This is a genomic window from Nocardia sp. NPDC050718 (assembly GCF_040654235.1).
Classification (GTDB): Bacteria; Actinomycetota; Actinomycetes; order Mycobacteriales; family Mycobacteriaceae; genus Nocardia.
The window spans coordinates 13,411-31,858 of sequence record NZ_JBFAHQ010000012.1; the positions used below are offsets into that span (position 1 = coordinate 13,411).

An 18,448-nucleotide genomic window follows, 5' to 3' on the forward strand; every position below is an offset into this window, starting at 1 on the left:
GTATCATATTCGGTATGATTCGCATTCGGGGAGCTGTGCTCGAGGAAACCGGCAGAGCCCGTCCCTACGTCGACACCCGTCCGATCACCGTGTGCGACCTCGATCTCGACGGCCCCGGACCCACCGAGGTCCTCGTGGCGATCAAGGCCGCGGGGGTGTGCCACTCCGATTTGAGCGTGGTCGACGGTAACCGGCCGCGACCGCTGCCCATGCTGCTCGGACACGAAGCGGCAGGCACGGTGCTGGCGGTCGGTGACGCGGTCACCGATGTCGCCGTCGGTCGGCAAGTGGTCATGACGTTTCTCCCCCGCTGCGGGAGTTGCGATGCCTGCGGTCACAGCGGGGCCGATTGGAGTCGCGACGGCCGACTACCGTGCACCGAGGGCACCCGTGCCAATGCGGCCGGGGAACTGCTGAACCATCCAGGGCATCTGGTCCGCGACGGCGCTCGGGTGCGCCATCACCTCGGGGTGTCAGGGTTCGCCACCCACGCCGTTGTAGATCGCGCATCGCTGGTGGTGGTCGGAGACGATGTGCCCGCCGAAGTAGCGGCACTGTTCGGATGCGCGGTGCTGACCGGTGGTGGAGCGGTGCTCAATGTCGCGCGACCGCAACCGTCGGACAGCCTGATGGTGGTGGGTCTCGGCGGCGTCGGGATGGCAGCGCTGTTGGTGGCGAAGGCGATTGGCGTCGAACGGGTCGTCGCGGTGGACCGCGTGGCCGACAAGCTCGACGCGGCGATGTCCCTCGGTGCCACGGAAGCGATGACCCCGGACGAGGTCATCGCCTCAGGAACCCGGTGCCAGTTCGCCATCGAGTGTGCGGGACATCCCGCGGCCCTGGAAACCGCATACGCCGCGACCCAGCCCGGCGGCATGACCGTCACCGTGGGTCTGCCCGCTCCCGACGCCACGATCACGCTGCCGCCGCTGAGTCTCACCGCCGAGGCACGCACTCTCGTCGGCAGCTACCTGGGTTCAGCGATTCCGGCACGCGATGTTCCGCGCTACGAGCAGCTCTGGCGGGAGGGGAAGTTGCCGGTGGAACGGCTGATCTCCGCCCGCATCGAACTGCCCGCGATCAACGACGCGATGGACGCGCTCGCCGACGGCACAGCCATCCGACAGATCATCGTTTTCGACCAGCAAGATCAGGAGCTACCATGACCCGCACTCTCGACAAGCTGTACGACGGGCTGCCGACAGGTCACTTCATCGGCGGTGAATGGCACGTCGGCAACACAGATCTGCCGGTGGAGAACCCCGCCACCGGTGCCGTGATCGCTACCGTCGCCGATGGCGGCCCCGACACTGCCGCGATCGCGCTGGACGCGGCAGTCGCCGCCGCGAACGACTGGGCAGCGACAGATCCGCGCACCCGATCCGACATCCTCATGAAGGCCTTCCACCTGCTGCATGAGCGGGCGCACCGGATCGCGCAGATTCTGACGCTGGAGATGGGTAAGCCGCTCGCTGAAGCACGCGGTGAGGTCGTCTACGGCGCCGAGTTCCTGCGCTGGTTCGCCGAGCAGTGCGTGCAGGCGGGTGGCGAGTACTTCCGGGCACCCACCGGCGGGCAACGAATTCTGGTGACGAAACAGCCCGTCGGTCCGGTGCTGGCCATCACGCCATGGAACTTCCCCCTGGCCATGGTGACCCGCAAGGTAGCGCCCGCGCTTGCCGCCGGGTGCACCATCGTGCTCAAGCCCGCCTCCCAAACGCCGCTCACCGCATTGGAATTGATGCGCGTATTCCAGGACGCTGGCGTGCCCGCCGGTGTGGTCAACTGCGTCACCACCAGTCGGTCGGCGGCGGTCGCGACCACCATCATCACCGACGAGCGCCTACGCAAGCTCACTTTCACCGGCTCCACCGGGGTCGGCCGCAAGCTGCTGGCCCAGGCATCCGAGCGCATCCTGCGTACTTCCATGGAACTGGGCGGGAACGCGCCCTTCGTGGTGTTGGCCTCGGCCGACCTGGACAAGGCCGTCGCCGGCGCGTTGGCGGCCAAGATGCGCAACGGCGGACAGGCGTGCGTGGCGGCCAATCGCTTTCTCGTGCACGATTCCCTGGCTGTCGAGTTCGCCGAGCGGCTGACTGCGGCAATGTCGGCCCTAAGGATGGGCGATGGCATGGATCCGGCGACCGCGTTGGGGCCACTGATCGATCGCGCTGCGGTCGATCAGATGCACTGGTTGATCGAGGACGCGGTGGCCCGTGGTGCCCGTGTCCATTCGACTGCCGAACTCCCCGACAGCCCTGGACACTTCGTTCGCCCGGTGGTCCTGACCAAGATCGATCCCAAGGCGCAGGTGTGGCGCGAGGAAATCTTCGGCCCCATCGCTCCGGTCCGGGCCTTCTCCGATATCGACGAAGCGCTCGCTCTCGCGCAGGACACCGAATCCGGGTTGGCCGCCTATGTCTTCGGCGAGAAGCTCGGGGAGACGATGAATTTCGCCGAAGGCCTGCAGTCGGGCATGGTCGGCATCAACACGGGGATCATCTCCGATCCGGCGGCACCCTTCGGTGGCGTCAAGGCGTCCGGCCTCGGCCGTGAGGGCGGCAGCACCGGCCTCGATGAGTACCTCGAGACCAAGTACCTGGCACTACGACTGTCCTAGCCGGACATCGAAATCAGCCGGTCGGCGCACGGCCGACCGGCTGATTCCGACGGTTTCGAGAACAGGTCAGATCGCCAGGGCCAGGCGCGTTCCCTGGTCGATGGCCCGTTTGGCGTCGAGCTCGGCGGCTACGTCCGCGCCACCGATGACGTGAACACTCATGCCCCGGCCTACCAGCTCCGAGTGCAGTAGCCGATTGGGTTCCTGCCCGGTGCACAGCACGATGTTGTCGACTTCGAGCACGTATGCGGTGTCGTCGAGCCGGTAGTGCAGTCCCAGGTCGTCGATGCGTTCATAGCGGGCGCCCGCGATCATGATGACGCCGCGGTGCTTGAGCTCGGTGCGATGGATCCATCCGGTCGTCTTGCCGAGGCCAGCGCCGACTTTGCTCGACTTACGCTGCAGCAGAGTGACTTCGCGCACCGGAGCCGGACGCACGACATCGGTCAGGCCGCCCCGCGCGCGATGTTCGGCGTCGACCCCCCATTCGGCGAGAAAGGTGGCGACATCGGGTTGCACCGCAGGATCGGGCGCGGTGAGGAACTCGGCCACGTCGAACCCGATGCCTCCCGCACCGAGCACAGCGACCCGGTTCCCCACGACAGCCTTGTCACGCAGGACATCCAGATAGCCCAGCACCATCGGGTGGTCGACGCCGGGCAGCTCGTCCGGAATCCTCGGGACGACACCCGTGGCGAGCACGATCTCGTCGAAAGACCCGTCGGTGAGCCATTCCGCAGTGGCAGTGACGTTGCGGCGCAGCCGAACACCGGTCTCGGCGAGGCGATGCCGGTAGTAGCGCAGCGTCTCGTCGAATTCGTTCTTGCCCGGAACCTGGCGCGCGATATCGAGTTGTCCACCGATCTCTGCGGCGCTGTCGAAGAGCGTGACCACATGACCACGCTCCGCGGCGGTAGTGGCGAAAGCCAGGCCCGCGGGCCCCGCACCGACAACGGCGAGACGCTTGCGCCTACGGGTCGGCCCGAGCACGAGTTCGGTTTCGTGGCACGCGCGCGGATTCACCAGGCAGGAGGTGATCTTCATGCTGAAGGTGTGGTCCAGGCAGGCCTGGTTGCAGCCGATGCAGGTGTTGATCCGCTCGGGAGTGCCCGCGGCGGCCTTGTTCACGAAGTCGGGGTCGGCGAGGAAGGGGCGTGCCAGCGACACCATGTCGGCGTAGCCGTCGGCGAGCAGTTCCTCGGCCTTGTCCGGGGTGTTGATCCGGTTGCTGGTGACCAGCGGAATCGAGACCGCGCCCATCAGCTTCCTGGTCACCCACGCGTACGCGCCGCGCGGCACCGAGGTGGCGATGGTGGGGATGCGGGCTTCGTGCCAGCCGATGCCGGTGTTGATGATCGTCGCGCCCGCGGCCTCGATCCGCTGGGCCAGGTCGACGACCTCGTCGAAGGTCGACCCGTCGGGCACCAGGTCCAGCATGGACAGCCGGTAGACGACGATGAAATCCGCGCCGACCGCCTCGCGGACCCTGCGCACGATCTCGACCGGGAACCGGACCCGGTTGTCGTAGCTGCCGCCCCAGCGATCGGTGCGCTGGTTAGTGTGGGCGGCGATGAACTCGTTGATCAGGTAGCCCTCCGAGCCCATGATCTCCACCCCGTCGTAGCCTGCCAGTTTCGCCAGCCTCGCGCAGCGCACGAAGTCCTCGATGGTCTGCTCGACCTCGGCATCGGAGAGTTCACGTGGCGGGAACGGGCTGATCGGGGCTTGTAGCGGGCTCGGCGCGACAAGCTCGGGATGGTAAGCGTATCGACCGAAATGCAGGATCTGCATGGCGATCTTGCCGCCGGCGGCGTGCACGGCATCGGTGACGATGCGATGGCGGTGTGCTTCGGCTTCCTCGGTCAGCATCGCCCCGCCCGGGTAGGGGCGCGCCGCTTCGTTCGGCGCGATACCGCCGGTCACTATCAGGCCGACACCGCCGCGCGCCCGCTCGCCGTAGAAGGCGGCCATCCGCTCGAAACCCTGGGGCGCTTCTTCGAGCCCGACATGCATCGAGCCCATCAGCACGCGGTTGCGCAGCCTGGTAAAGCCCAGATCGAGCGGTGCGAGCAGGTGCGGATAGTGCGTCGTGTTCATCGAGGACCTACCGATCATTTCCAGGTAAAGGGCATCGCCGATACGAGCCCACGTAGTCAATTTTGCTACTATGTTCGCACGATAGCTTCTGCGGAAGATCGGCGTCTAGCGCTTGTTGACCGATGCCAGCTCGCTCGGTACTGTTCAAATCGTTTACTCAACGATTTGAATATGAGGTGTGCGATGCATCCGTTCCGTGTGGCCGTCGAGGCCGAAGACATGATCGCGCTGGAGGCGCTGCTCGCCGACAACGTCGTCTTCCGCAGCCCGGTGGCATTCGCGCCGTATCCGGGCAAGCCGATCACCGCCGCGATCCTGCGTGGCGTGACCCGAGTGTTCGAGGATTTCCGCTACGTCCGCGAGATCGAGGACGCCGGGGGTCGAGATCACGCCTTCCAGTTCGAGGCGACCGTCGACGGCAAGCAGGTAGCCGGCTGCGACTTCCTGCATTTCGACGAGGACGGCAAGATCGACGAGTTCACCGTGATGGTGCGTCCGCTCTCGGCAGCCAAGGCGCTCGCCGAGGCTATGGCGGCGCAGTACCCGCGTATCCAGGCCGAAGCGGCAGAGCAGGTGCAGCGCGAGACGGCCGATGCCGGAGCCGAGCAGCGGTGACGCACTACAAGAGCAACATCCGGGACCTGACATTCAACCTGTTCGAGGTCCTCGGTCTCGGCGAGTTGCTCGACGCCGGCGCCTTCGGCGACCTCGACACCGACTCGGTGCTGGACATGCTCGAGCAACTGCGACGCGTCGCCGAAGGCCCACTGGGCGCCTCGTTCGCCGATGCCGACCGCAATCCCCCGGTCTTCGACCCCGAGACCAACTCCGTCACCTTGCCCGAGTCCTTCAAGGACAGCTTCCAGGCACTGCGGGAGATGGGCTGGGAACGACTGGGTCTGCCCAGCGATCTCGGTGGCATTCCCCTGCCGCGCGCCGTGTACTGGGCACTGAGCGAATTGGTCCTCGGGGCCAACCCCGCGGCCTATATCTACGCGCTCGGCCCCGGGTCGTCGGCGGTGTTCGCGACCGGCAGCGACCAGCAGCGCGCGATCGTGTGGACCGCCGTCGAGCAGGGCTGGGGTGGCACCATGGTGCTGACGGAAGTCGATGCCGGCTCCGATGTCGGAGCACTGCGCACCAAAGCGATCCCTCAGCCCGATAGCACCTGGCACATCGAAGGAGTGAAGCGATTCATCAGCTCCGCCGATTCCGATGATCTGTTCGACAACATCTTGCATCTGGTCCTGGCGCGAGCCGAGGGGTCAGGTCCCGGGACGAAGGGGCTGTCGCTGTTCTTCGTCCCGAAGTACCGATTCGACCCGCACACCGGCGAACTGGGCGAGCGCAACGGCGCGTTCGTCACCAACGTCGAGCACAAGATGGGCCTGAAGGTGTCGGCGACCTGCGAGTTGAGCTTCGGGACACACGGCGTTGCGGCGACCGGGTGGCTGGTGGGCGAGCTCGACAACGGCATCGCGCAGATGTTCCATATCATCGAGCACGCGCGAATGATGGTCGGCACGAAAGCGATCGCGACGCTGTCCAGCGGCTATCTGCACGCGCTCGCCTACGCCCGTTCGCGGGTGCAGGGTGCGGATCTGACCCGCGCCGCCGACAAATCCGCCCCGCGGGTGCCGATCATCGCCCACCCGGAGGTGCGGCGTTCGCTGATGCTGCAGAAGGCCTACGCCGAAGGCCTGCGGGCGGTGTATCTGTATACGGCCGCACACCAGGACCCCGCACTGGCGCAACGTATTTCGGGCGTCGATCCGGAGCTGGCCGCGCGAGTCAACGACCTACTGCTCCCGGTGGTGAAGGGGGTGGGCTCGGAGCGGGCCTACCGCTACCTCGCCGAGTCACTGCAGACGCTGGGCGGTTCGGGTTACCTGCAGGACTACCCGATCGAACAGTATCTGCGGGACGCGAAGATCGACTCGATCTATGCGGGCACGACCGCGATCCAGGCCCAGGATTTCTTCTTCCGCAAGATCGTTCGCGACCGAGGTGTGGCGTTCACACATCTATCGCAGCAGATCGTGGCGTTCGGAGAGAACACGGCGGGCTCTGCGGAGCTGAAGAATGAACGAGTACTGCTCACTGCGGCGCTCGACGACGTGCACGCCATCACCGCGACGCTGACCGCGCATGTTCTGGCGGCCGGTGAGGATCCGCATGGCCTGTACACGGTCGGGCTCGCCTCGGTGCGCTATCTGCTGGCCGTCGGCGACCTGCTGATCGGCTGGCGGCTGCTGGAGCATGCCGAGATCGCGCTCGGGGTCCTGCGTGATCCTGCGGCAGGCACCGATACCGAGTTCTATCTCGGCAAAGTCGCGGTCGCGCAGTTCTTCGCCCGCAATGTGCTGCCCGACCTGCACGCGCTGCGCTCGGTGGTTTCCGCCCTGGACAACGACATCATGCGGGTCGACGAAGCCGTGTTCTGAGTAGCGACCGGACCTGGGTCTCGTCGGGGGCACTCAGGTAGTCGGCGTTACGACAATGCCCGGGCGACGGATTCCGTTCGCCCGGGCATTGCGCTTGCTGCTACCGGCTCAGTTCCATCTTCTTGATCTTCCCGGTCGAGGTCATCGGGAGTACGGTGCGGAATTCGACGATTCGAGGGTACTTGTAGGCGGCGAACTGCTCCTTACCCCAGGCGATCAGCTCCTCTTCCGAGGTCGAGTCCCCGAGCGTTTTCAGCACGACCGCCTTCACCTCCTCACCGAGCGACGCATGCGCCACACCGATGACCGCGACCAGCGACACCGCCGGGTGAGTCATCAGCACCTCCTCGATCTCCCGGGGGTAGACGTTGTAGCCGCCGCGGATGATGACTTCCTTGGCGCGGTCGACGATGAAGTAATAGCCGTCGGCGTCGCGGCGGGCGAGGTCGCCGGTCCGGAACCAGCCATCGCGCAGGACCTCCGCGGTGGCTTCGAGCCGGTTGTAGTAGCCCTTCATGATCGGGTGACCCTTGATTGCGATCTCGCCGATCGCCTCAGGGTCGTCCGCTATTTCCGTCCAGTCGGCATCAATCAGCTTCATCTGGACTCCCCAGATCGGTTTGCCGATGGATCCGGGCCTGTTCGGTCCCGCCAGTGGTGAAAAGCAGGCTGCCGGAGAGGTCTCCGACAATCCGTATCCCTCGAGCACTCGGACACCGAGCCGTTCGGTGATCTGCCGGAGCAACGCGACCGGCATCGCGGCACCGCCCGAGATCGCGAATTGCAATGTCTCGGCGAATACTTCGGGCGCATCGACTTCGCCCAGCGCGCCGAGGAGAGCGTGATACATGGTCGGGACACCGGCGAAGTGGGTGACCGACTCGTCGCGCATGAGCCGCAACGCCTCGTGCGGTGCGAAGCGCGGCATCAGCACCACGGTCGCCGCAGAAGCGAAGGCGGTGTGCAGCTGCAGCGTTTGCCCGAAGGCGTGGAACAGCGGAAGCGCGACGAGATGAACCTCGGCGCCATCGGGCGCGCTGACCAGCCGCTGGGAGGTCATGGCGTTGAGTACGAGGTTCGCGTGGGTCAACTCGGCGCCCTTGGGCTGCCCCGTCGTACCGGAGGTATAGAGCACAACGGCGGAATCCGTCGACTCCGTGGCGGCGGATTCGAACGTCGTCGAACGACCCAAGAGCGCCTGCGCCAGGGTTTCGATGCCCGGCAGCGGCGACGGCGCCGACGGATCGTCGGTGATGACGAACAGGTGCCGACAGCCGTCGGCTTCGTCGAACCCGGCCCGGCCCTCGGTGGCCATCGGCAGGTCGATTGTGCCCTGGGCGCAGAAGTAGGCCACCGCGTCACTGTCGCGCAGGTGGTAGCCGATCTCTCTGGCTTTCAGTAGCACGTTCAGCGGGACTACGACGCCACCCGCTTTGAGGATGCCGTAGTAGACGATCGGGAACCACGGAGTGTTCGGGCACGACAGCGCGACCTTGTCACCGGTCCGGATTCCACGCTCGACCAGCAGCCCCGCCACCTGGTTGGCGGCGGCATCGATCTCGGCGTAGGTGAAGCGGGCGTCGCCGACCACCAGGGCCTCGCGGTCCGGATGGTTGCGTGCGGCGTCTTCCAGGAGAACAGCGAGATTGAGCACGTCAGGCGTCCTGTCCTCGGTCGGCGGGCCGCGGTGCTCGGACCGTCGGCGAAGAGCTGCGTCGGTGACGGCTTCTGTACATCCTGACTCCTATACTCACTTTTGTTAGTAGGTGTGTTTGCGATGCTATGACACGAGTCACGCATGCGTCCACGAGATTCAAATACTCAATTAGTTTCATATGTCGCCGGATGAGAATCATCACACTCCACGGTCATAGCTGCGCGCAATCAAGGCCGAGCGCAGCTGCCACAGACCCGAGGAGTGGGATGGGTCGATGCCTGTGAGGTGAGTGATCCGGCGCATGCGGTAGTCGACAGTGTTGGTATGTATGTGCAGTGCGCGAGCGGTATGTCGGCGGTTCATGTTGTTGGCCACGTACACCCGCAAGGTCTCGTACAGGTCGGGATGGTCGTCCAAAGGCGCCAGAATCTCCCCGAGCCGGGCTCGTCCGGGACCGGGTCGAGTCAGCTGGTACTCCAGGGCCAGATCGTTGAATCGATAGAGGCCGGGCGCGCAGTTCAGACGTTCGACGACATCGAGCAGCTCGTGGGCTCGTTTGGCCGCGTCGGGAATCTCCGAGGTCTGGGCGCTGATCAGCGTCGCCATGATCTCGGTGCGAGCCGACTGTGAGAGTTCCGCGATCAGGGCGTCGAGGGCTTCCTCGGCGGCCAGCTCTGTGGGGATCAACACGGTGCCGCCGTCCACCGACAACAACGCCAGAACCGGGCCGCCAAAGCGTTGCGCGAGTACGGATTGCACCCGCCTCAGTTTTCGCCGGGCCACGACACCGGCGTTGAGCCGCTTGTCGCGTTCGTCGGGATGTTCCCGGATCGACAGGGCCACGACCTGGTAGGCGCCCGCGATGGCGATCCCGCACTCACGCGACATCGTCGCGGTCGGCTGTCCGGCCAGCAGCGCGGAGGTCAAGGTGTGCACCGCGGTGTGATGCTGCCCCGAGACCACACGGTGCTCGAGGATGTAGGCGCGCGCCACGGTCGTGCACAGCAGATCCGAAATCGCCATGGCCGTACGGAATCCGTCGATCAGGGTGTCCGGATCTAGGGCAGCATCCCGGTCACGTTCGAGGTCCAGGCTCAGGCGCAGACCTTCGTAGAAGGCGTGCAGGATGGCGTCGATCGGTACTCCCTCGTGGGCCCACCCCGCGGCGGCTGCCGCGAGCCGGTGCATCTTCTCGCTCACGTCGTCGCCGTCGACGACCCCGCTGACGATCTCCAGACACGTTCGGATGACGGTGGTGATGTCGCCGGAGATCTCATCGCCCGGCAAGGTGGCGCAGGCTGCGACGTTGTCGACGAAGTGGCCGACGAGCTGACCGGTGAGCGTTCGCATGTCGCGCAACGGCTGCCACATCGATGCGCTGTCCAGGGGGATCGTCATCATCGACTTCCTCTCGCACCACGAACCGGCGCCGATGGTGCGAGAGGAATCCTTGCGCGATGACGGCGTCGGGTTCTTCGCCGTAGACGATGGAGTTTCCAGCGCCGGCTACTCACCGCCGAGCAAGACTGTCATCGCCGAGACAACACGGCGCCCGGGCTTGTCACCGCGGTGCGCGAAGAAGCTCCGCGTTCTCGGGGCGGTGGGTCAGGAGCCAATGCCGGACGGCGATCTGCAGAGCCATCTGGCGATCCGGCAGGTGCAAGTCCTCGCCGAAGAGTTCGTTGAGCCGACGGACGCGATGCCGGACCGTCTGCGCGTGGACACCGAGGCGCCGTGCGGCGGCGGGGGCATTGAATCGACATTCGAGGCAGGCGAGCAGGGTCTCGGCCAGCCGGTACTGCTCGGGACCATCGCCTGCCAAGGGCGCCAGCTGTTCTGCGGCCAGTCCGGCTACGAGGCCGCTGTTCTCCGAGATCAGCAGGTCGGGCACATAGTCAAGCGCACGGACCGGAGCCGCGGCTCGAATGCGGCTGCCCCGCACTAGGTTCAAGGTGCACAGTGCCCAGTTCAGAGAGTCGGCGACCGCACCCGGATCGACGGTCGGGCCGATGGCACCGATCCGGCCCTGCAACAGCGAGCGCAGCGCCTCGACGGTTTCCGGGCTGCCTGGGTCGGTCACGATGAAACACTGACGCTCGAGGTGCAGTCCGGATACCCAGTCCGCGGGGATATCGATGTCGGATCGACGAAAGGGATCGCGGGTCCACTCGTCGACGGCGACGGCCGCGACAGTTTCGGGCAAGGGCCATTCAGCCGCGGCCGCCGCAGCGCGGATGGCGGGTAGGTCCGGTTCCGGATCGATGAGCAGTTCGAGCAGCCTGCTGCGCTGCCGAGTCCGTTCGCCGCCGGCGGCGACATCGGCATAGCCCTCCCGCAAGGCCGCCATGACCGTGTTCTGGAAGATCAGCACCTGCTGGGCTACTTGCCCGATCGTCGCCGCCGTCACCGCCGGTAAGGTCATCGAGAGTTCGGCGAACCGCGCGATGGATACTCCGGTGCCGATCCGAAACGCCGTCTGCCGCAACTCAGGAGCGAAGCCCTCGGCCGCGTCCGTACGGCCTACTTCACGCAAGAACGCCCGCAAGTCGGTCAACGGGGTCTCGTCATCTTCGAGCAGGTCGAGAAATTTGGTGTTGCACCACTGGACGATCAAGGCGCCGATCTCGTGGTCCCGGCGGCCGAGGGGGCGCAGTTGATCGGCAAGCTCGGTTTCGATCGCTTCGATAGCGGCCCGGGAGACCTCGGCGTTGTGTGCTCTCAGCAACGCGATGACCTCGGCGGACTCGGACTCGGTGAGCTCGTGATCGATCAGGTTGTACCGCACTGGCGCCTCCGGGGACGTCCGCACCGGTCGGCTGTGTCGGCCTCGGACTTCGACCGAAATTGTCACGAAGAGGTCACGGACGAGATAGATTGAATACTCAATTTGTCAACTAGCACAGAGATTACCTGTCCGGGTGACGACGCCGTCGGGGAATCCGGACGCGCCGTCACGATGACGGGAGGGCACGATGACCGCACAACTCGACCGACGACTGCCGGATCTGCTCCGGTCACGCACCACTGACGTGATCGACGAGATCGAGCGAGACTTCCGACTCCGCACCCCCGGGATCGCCGACACCTGGGAAGCCGCCACCAGCTGGTCGCTCCGCGCGATCATCGATGAGACGATCACCGGTTTTCTCGACGAGCTCACCTGCGAGCCGCCGACCTGGTCGTCGGCGACCTCCCTATACCGACGACTCGGCGCGGAACTGGGCAATCAAGAACGGGATCTCGAACAACTACAAACCGCGCTGCAAGTCGGCGGCCAGGTCGCCACGCGCCGATTCATCAGCGCCGCCTATCGTCATGGCTGGAGCGAGCAAGTCCTCGCCACCCTCACCGACCACCTCTTCGCGCTGATATCCACGGCCGCGGAGGCCGCCAACCAGGGCTACCTCCGGCAACAGGGTCAGGTCGTCACCGATCGCGACCGGCATCGAACGAGTCTGCGACATCTCCTGATTCGCGATCGGGAGCCCGAACTGGACGAGATCCACGAAGCCGCCCGAGCAGCATCGTGGCCGGTTCCGAAACGGATCGCGGTATTGGCTCTCGCTCGCGACGACAGGCGGTGCCAGGCCATTCTGCCGCCCGACGTACTGATCGACTGGGAAGCATCCACACCGTACCTGATCGTGCCGGACCCGGATCGACCACAACTGATCCGACAGCTGGTCAACCTCACCAGGCAACGACACGTCGCGATCGGGCCGACCGCCGCGGTCACCAGGGGCGCACATTCGCTGCATTGGGCGAGCTACGCCATCACTCTGATCGAGCGCGGCATCCTCCCCGCCGCCCGCGGCATCCGTTGCGTGGAGCACGCCGCCACCATCTCGGCATCGATGGCCGAGGACCTGATGGATGCCTCCGCACAGGAGCTGCTGGGCGAGCTGGCCACATTGCCACCGCAACGAGCACAGCCGCTACTGGAAACCCTGTTGGCCTACCTCGAATGCGGCGGCAACGCCCTCGTCGCCGGCGAGAGATTGGGCATCCACAGCCAGACCGTTCGCTACCGGCTACGCCGCATCACAGAGCTGATGGGCCGACCCATCGACGATCCCGATCGCCGTCTCGACCTGATGAGCATCGTGAACTGGCAGTGCCGCACCATCACCGGCACCCAGGTCGCCTGACAGGCGGCCGCGACACAACCCTCCCGAGTAGCCCCCGGGGTCGGATCTCGATCTACCAATTCCGATTTGCTGGAGTCGCCGACTCGCCATCGAACTTCATCTCGACCCGGCCACGGGACAGTCTCCAGGAAGCGGTCCAGATTCTTGGTGTATTTGGTCGCGGACCGCAAACAAACAGGTCAGGCACGGTAACCGCGCTCGACCTGGTGTTCGCACCCCCATCTGGACTCGAAATGAGAAACCTGCCGATCAGGGGATGGTCACGCGGCTCGCGAGCCACCGGCCGTCCACCAGTTCCATGGTCATCTGTACGCGGCTGCGGTCGATCCGGGGATCGGTCGCGGCCGCGTTGCTCACCGTCTGATCGATGAACAGCAGTACCTCCACCTTGTCCGGCTGTGCGGATTTCACCGCCGCGTCCAGCACGGTGCCCTTGCCCGCCGCCTTGTTCTCGACGAGCAGCTGACGCAACTGGCCGCTGGAGCGGGTGTACATGTCCTTGAACTCGCCGGTGGACCCGTCGAGTACCGCGGTGAAATCGTGGTCCAGGTTGCCGGAATCGACACTGGTCAGGGTGACGGCGTAGGCGCGCGCCGCGGCGAGCCCGGCCGCGGCCGCGGACTCGGTGTCGCTGTCCTGCTTCAGTTTCCATCCGAAGACCGCCGCGAGGACGACCGCGACGACGGCGACGGCGATCAGCAGCGGGATCCGGATCTTTCGCCAGATCAGCAGGGCGATCATGCGCCGGATCTGCCATTTGGTCGGCAGCACCGCCTCGGGCTGCGCAGCGGCCGTGGGAGATTCGGCGGCCGCGGTAGCGGTGTCGGCGGTCGTCTCGGCGCCGGGATCGGAATCGGTGATCGCGTCGGCGGCGGTGTCGGTCTTCTCGGTCATCACGGGTCCTCGCTTCTACACAACGTACTGAGGGAGCTGTCTTCACTTGGGGGGTGCGGGTATCTCCTGGCCGGAATCGGCCAGTGGCAACGGAATCGGCAGGGAGAAGGGTCCGGTGGGCGTCACGGTGGCGGTCCGGTCGACCGGCTCGCCGGGCGGCGGCGGGCCGGGGACCCGTTCGCCCGGCGGGCGCGGTGCGTTGTGCGCGCCGCGGACCAGCAGCGACGGATCGGTGTCGGCGCAATAGGTGTAGAGGTAGGGCTCGACGTAGTTGTTGAGGGACGGCGCCTGGCGGGGCAGATCGTAGGTGCAGGTGCGCCGTGGATACAGGCTCACCAGGCCCCAGAAGCCGCCGTCGTGGATCACGGTCACCAGCGCGTCGAGCGTGGAGCCTGCGCGCTGGGTCGGGAAGAAGAACTCCTGGAGAGCCGGGACGCGCGTCGTGGTCATCGACGCAACGGTCGACAGGTTCGTCAGCAGCGAAACCACCGCCGTGGAATTGTCCGCCACCATCGTGTCCAGTGCGGCGAGTGTGCCCGGCGTGGTGTGCAGGAGCTCGGTGTATCCGCCGGTCTTCGCCTCGACGCCGCGCGCCGAGGCGGCCAGATCGGCGGCGAATCGGTCGAGCGCGACCGATCCCGAGCCCACCGTCGACAGCACCGTGCGGCTGTCGCGGATCAGCGACACCGTCTGTGGCAGCACGGCGTCCAGTGTCGACACCAGGAAGATGCCGCCGTCGAGCACATCGGCCAGTTTCTGTGGGCCGCCGGGTCCGGAGCCCAGTTCGTCGAGCACCGCGGTGAGCCGGGCGGGATCGACCTGCGCCAGGGTGCTGTCCAGCGTGCCCAGCATGCGCCACAGCGGTGTCGGCACCGACGTGCGGTCCTGGGTGATCACCGTGCCGTCGTCCAGATACGGCCCGGCCGATCGCCGCGGCCGGAAGTCGAGGAACTGCTCACCGGCGGTCGACAGGCTCGTCACCTCCACCGTGCCGTCGTCGGGCACCCTGACGCCGGCGTCGATGCGGGCCAGCGCCACCACCCCGCCGGGAGCGAAGTCGACCGCCGCGACCTCGCCGATCGGCACGCCACGCAACGTGACGTCCTGCCCGGGGAGCAGTCCACCGGATTCGGTGAGATGCACCCGGACCGTGATCGTCGCCGCGGTCGGATCGACGCCGAGGGCACCGAAGACCAGATACGTCGAACCGACCACCGCGGTCGTGGCGAGTGCGATCGCCGACACCGCATGCCGGTACCGTGTCCCACCGCGGACCAGGCCGACCAGCAGGCGCGCGGGCAGGTCCGCGGTGGCGACCATCGCGCGACGCAGGCTCACCGGCCGGGTCCCAGCACGCGTTCGCGCAGCCGCAGCAGCGTGTAGGTCAGGGAACCGACCATCGCCTGCCAATCGCTCGCGCCCGGGATCCGGCTACCGGGATCGGCTTCGTGCCCGGGATCGGCCAGCGCGCCGATCGCGAAGTCCTGCAGGTCCACGTTTCCGTGGGCGGAGGTGCCGCTGCTCAGTTTGATGATCGAGGGCAGCAGCTTGTTCATCGCGACCAGGCTGGTCGACGGGTCGAGGATGGCGTCGTTGAGGCCCGCCGAGATCCGGTCGAGATTGCCGATGAGGCCGCCGATCTCGCCACCGCGCAGCACCGGGAACTTCGCCAGCTCGGCGGTGACACCGTCGATCCGGCGGACCATGTCGAGCATCTGGGGCGCGTTCGCGTCGACGACGGTCGAGGCCGGGCCCGCCGCGGCGACGAAGTCATCGATCACCTGGCGATCCCTGGCGAGTTCGCCCACCAGCCGGTCGGTTTCGGTGAGGGCGCGGCGGATGTCGTCGGATCGGGCCAACAGCGCGGTCACCAGGGCCCGCGATTGCTCGATCAGGTCGCCGAGCCGGTCACCGCGATCGCCAACGGCCCGGCCGAACCCGTTGACCACGGTGGTCATATTGCGGATCGCGCCGCCGTTGACCAGCAGGGACGCCGTCGTCAGCAGTTCCTCGACGGTCGCCGCCGCCGAGGTCTGCCCGACATCGATGGTGTCGCCGTCCCGCATGGTCGCCGTCGCGAGCCCGGAATCGGCCGGGGCGTCCAGGGCCACATAGACATCGCCGAGCGGTGTCGCGGTGCGCAACTGGGCGCGGGTGCCGACCGGCAACGCGACATCGGCCCGGATGGTCAGGTGCACCACGGCCCGGTAGTCGGCGACCGTCATCTCGCGCACCTCGCCGACATCGGCACCGGCCAGCCGCACCTTGGCCTTGTCAGGCAGATTCAGGGCATTGGTGAAGCTCGCGGTGATCGTGTACCCCGGCACACCGGAGCCGCGCGCGGACAGCGGCAGATCCCCCAGTCCCACACCGCATCCGGTGGTCAGCACGAGCAACGCCGCGGCTGCGGTCCCCAGAACGGAATTCCTACTCATCGAGGCAACCTGCTCATCGCTTCCAGCATGTCGGTGACCCCGAAGTCGGGGCCGAAGTCCTGCAAGGTCCCTGTGCTACAGCCAAGTTGGCGGAGGCCGAGGATGTTGCAGACCTCCTTGACCATCTGCCCGTCGAACACCACGCTGTCGGTCAGCGCGTGGATGCGCGCGCCGCCGGTCTGCTGATCGACCGTGTTGTAGCCGTTGGCCATCAGCATCGGGGTGACGTCGAGGAACTCGGCGAGCTGATCGCGGTAGTCGGCCAGGGCTTTGATGACCGTCGCCGAATCGGTGACCGCCGAGTTCAGCGCCGCCCGGTTGTCGACGAGCAGTTCGTCGGCTTGGCGCATGACCGCGACGATCTGAGCCCCGGTGGTGCCCGCCCCGATGTCGAGCTGGGCCAGCATGTCACCGAGCTGGACCGACGCCGCGCCGAATTCGCGGATGGTCTGGTCACCACGGGACGCGGCCGCGACCAGCGCCGCCAGCTCGTTCACGATCTGGGTGACCGTGTCGCGGGTCTGGGCGCCCGCGTCGTCGCCGAGGCGCAGGGCACGCGACAGCTCGTCCATGGTGGCCCGCAATTGATCTCCGTTGCCCGCGGTCGCCGAGGACGCGACCGCGAGCAGCCGGGCGATCGGGCCGTCTCCCGGCTCGGCACCGGACAGCCCGCCGGACATCCGGTCGGCCATCGAGAGCAGCCGGTCGATGCCGACCGGCGTCCTGGTGTGGTCCGGTGCGAGCACGGCGCCGTCACGCAGGACCGGTCCGCCGCGGTAGACCGGGGTGAACTCCACGTGCCGGTCGGTCAGCACCGAGGTGGACACGGTCACCGCGGTCGCGTCGGCCGGGATCGGGGTCGCACCGTCGACCCGCATGCGCACCTCGACGTAGGCCCCGGCGGGCGTGATCGCGGTGACCTCGCCGATCGGCATCCCCAGCACGGCGACCGCGTTGCCGACATATAGACCCGCGGCGTCGTCGAATCGCGCCACCACGGTGATGTCGTCGGGCTCGGTGCGCAGCGGTCCGCCCGCGCACCCGGCGAGGACACAGATCGCGAACAGCGCCAGCGCGCGCAGCACGATGGTCGGCGACATCATCGGCACTCCCCGAAGTATTTCGGCAGGCTCTGCTGCGCGGCCTGTCCGCTCAGCGCGCACATCCAGGAGTCGACGAGGACGCCGGCGGGGGCGTTGAAGTCGACCGAATTCCCGTTGCCCGCCGCGTTGGCGAGGTTGCGCACCGACACCGGCAGGATCTCGAGGGTGTTGCGCAGCAGGTCGTCGTGCCGGGCGAGCGAGCCGAGCAGCCCGTTCAGCCCGGCGATCAACTCGTCGACGCGGGGCCGGTCGTCGACCACGATCGCGCGCACCTGTTCGACCAGCCGGGTCGTCGCCGTCATCAGCAGTTCGATCACCTGCCTGCGCGCGGCGATATCGGTCAGCAGGTCCCGGCCCGAGGTCGCGATCGCGGTGAGGTCGGACTGCTGCGCGGTCACCGTCGCGGTGAGGTTGCGCACCCCGGCCAGCAGCGAACCGAGCTCTCCGCGCCGGCTCGCGAGAATGCCCGCCAGGGTCCGGATGTCGCCGAGCACCCCCGGCAGCACGGCCGGGACGCCGTCGAGCTGGGTGGCCAGCAGTTCCAGCGACCGGCCGACCTGCTCGGCGTCGATCTGTTCGAACGTGGTGGTGGCGTTCTCCAGCGATTGCTGCAGATCGTAGGGAACAGCGGTGCGCGACAGCCCTATTCGGCGATCGGGCAGCTCGCCGGGACCGGCGGGGCGCAGCTCGACGTAGCGGGCGCCGAGCAGGGTGGTCAGCTTGATCGCGGCGGAGGTCTCGGTGCCCAGGGTGACCTGGTCGTCGACCCGCATCCGGACCACGACCCGATCGCCTGCCAGGCGCTGGCCGGTGACCTCGCCGACCGGAACTCCGGCCACGGTCACACCGTCACCGACGCGCAGGCCGGCCGACTGGGCGAACTCGGCTTCGTAGCTGCGCTCACCGACACCGACGGCGGATACCCCGAGCGCGGCCAGCAGCACCCCGGCGAGCACGGTCAGCGCGATGACCCCGAGTACCCGGGGACGTTGTTCTTCGAGTGGGCGGCCGACCGCGACGAGGCGCCGGAGCCCGGGTGGGATCGTCATG

General features: G+C 67.0%; 14 protein-coding genes. 5 read left to right on the forward strand and 9 right to left on the reverse strand.

What is annotated here, in order from left to right; translation table 11 throughout:
- Positions 1–17: 17 nt before the first annotated feature.
- Together AB0H54_RS32135 and AB0H54_RS32140 are read left to right on the forward strand one after the other, a co-directional pair.
- Complete coding sequence (locus AB0H54_RS32135) at positions 18–1,166, forward strand: zinc-binding dehydrogenase (RefSeq protein ID WP_357350764.1); 1,149 nt, start codon at positions 18–20, stop codon at positions 1,164–1,166.
- Positions 1,163–2,620, forward strand: coding sequence for an NAD-dependent succinate-semialdehyde dehydrogenase (locus tag AB0H54_RS32140; RefSeq protein WP_357350604.1), 1,458 nt, complete (start codon positions 1,163–1,165; stop codon positions 2,618–2,620). Before AB0H54_RS32135 ends, AB0H54_RS32140 begins: the two co-directional genes overlap by 4 nt.
- Before the next feature lie 66 nt (positions 2,621–2,686).
- Here the strand turns inward: AB0H54_RS32140 and AB0H54_RS32145 are convergent, their stop codons facing one another.
- The gene (locus AB0H54_RS32145) at positions 2,687–4,717 is read right to left on the reverse strand and encodes an NADPH-dependent 2,4-dienoyl-CoA reductase (RefSeq protein ID WP_357350606.1); all 2,031 of its coding nucleotides are present in this window, start codon (positions 4,715–4,717) and stop codon (positions 2,687–2,689) included.
- A gap of 183 nt (positions 4,718–4,900) precedes the next feature.
- Here AB0H54_RS32145 and AB0H54_RS32150 point away from each other — a divergent pair, with 183 nt between their 5' ends.
- Positions 4,901–5,332: a nuclear transport factor 2 family protein gene (locus AB0H54_RS32150; protein ID WP_357350607.1), complete on the forward strand. Its 432-nt coding sequence runs from the start codon at positions 4,901–4,903 to the stop codon at positions 5,330–5,332.
- Complete coding sequence (locus tag AB0H54_RS32155) at positions 5,329–7,161, forward strand: acyl-CoA dehydrogenase (RefSeq protein WP_357350608.1); 1,833 nt, start codon at positions 5,329–5,331, stop codon at positions 7,159–7,161. The genes AB0H54_RS32150 and AB0H54_RS32155 overlap by 4 nt, the downstream gene beginning before the upstream one ends.
- A gap of 100 nt (positions 7,162–7,261) precedes the next feature.
- Here AB0H54_RS32155 and AB0H54_RS32160 read toward each other — a convergent pair whose 3' ends face one another.
- The 3 genes from AB0H54_RS32160 to AB0H54_RS32170 all read right to left on the reverse strand — a co-directional run bounded on the left by AB0H54_RS32160 (position 7,262) and on the right by AB0H54_RS32170 (position 11,603).
- Positions 7,262–8,815, reverse strand: coding sequence for a long-chain fatty acid--CoA ligase (locus AB0H54_RS32160; RefSeq protein WP_357350610.1), 1,554 nt, complete (start codon positions 8,813–8,815; stop codon positions 7,262–7,264).
- Positions 8,816–9,016: 201 nt separating this feature from the next.
- Positions 9,017–10,216 (reverse strand): helix-turn-helix domain-containing protein, encoded by a 1,200-nt coding sequence (locus AB0H54_RS32165; protein ID WP_357350612.1) that lies wholly within the window; start codon positions 10,214–10,216, stop codon positions 9,017–9,019.
- 163 nt (positions 10,217–10,379) lie between these two features.
- Positions 10,380–11,603 (reverse strand): helix-turn-helix domain-containing protein, encoded by a 1,224-nt coding sequence (locus AB0H54_RS32170; protein ID WP_357350614.1) that lies wholly within the window; start codon positions 11,601–11,603, stop codon positions 10,380–10,382.
- 187 nt (positions 11,604–11,790) lie between these two features.
- On the opposite strand from AB0H54_RS32170, the gene AB0H54_RS32175 reads away from it, so the two are divergent.
- Entirely contained in the window at positions 11,791–12,966 is a 1,176-nt protein-coding gene (locus tag AB0H54_RS32175) for a helix-turn-helix domain-containing protein (protein ID WP_357350616.1), read from the forward strand.
- Between the two features lie 249 nt (positions 12,967–13,215).
- On the opposite strand, the gene AB0H54_RS32180 is transcribed toward AB0H54_RS32175, so the two are convergent.
- Genes AB0H54_RS32180 through AB0H54_RS32200 form a run of 5 tightly spaced genes read right to left on the reverse strand, consistent with a single transcriptional unit; the run spans position 13,216 to position 18,447 of the window.
- Positions 13,216–13,860 (reverse strand): hypothetical protein, encoded by a 645-nt coding sequence (locus AB0H54_RS32180; RefSeq protein WP_357350618.1) that lies wholly within the window; start codon positions 13,858–13,860, stop codon positions 13,216–13,218.
- A gap of 42 nt (positions 13,861–13,902) precedes the next feature.
- Positions 13,903–15,198: an MlaD family protein gene (locus tag AB0H54_RS32185; protein ID WP_357350620.1), complete on the reverse strand. Its 1,296-nt coding sequence runs from the start codon at positions 15,196–15,198 to the stop codon at positions 13,903–13,905.
- Positions 15,195–16,295 carry an MlaD family protein gene (locus AB0H54_RS32190; RefSeq protein ID WP_357350622.1) on the reverse strand — a complete coding sequence of 367 codons (1,101 nt, stop codon included), beginning with the start codon at positions 16,293–16,295 and terminating at the stop codon, positions 15,195–15,197. Before AB0H54_RS32190 ends, AB0H54_RS32185 begins: the two co-directional genes overlap by 4 nt.
- Positions 16,292–17,398 carry an MCE family protein gene (locus AB0H54_RS32195; protein ID WP_357350625.1) on the reverse strand — a complete coding sequence of 369 codons (1,107 nt, stop codon included), beginning with the start codon at positions 17,396–17,398 and terminating at the stop codon, positions 16,292–16,294. Before AB0H54_RS32195 ends, AB0H54_RS32190 begins: the two co-directional genes overlap by 4 nt.
- Positions 17,395–18,447, reverse strand: coding sequence for an MCE family protein (locus tag AB0H54_RS32200; protein WP_357350626.1), 1,053 nt, complete (start codon positions 18,445–18,447; stop codon positions 17,395–17,397). The genes AB0H54_RS32195 and AB0H54_RS32200 overlap by 4 nt, the downstream gene beginning before the upstream one ends.
- Position 18,448: the final 1 nt, after the last annotated feature.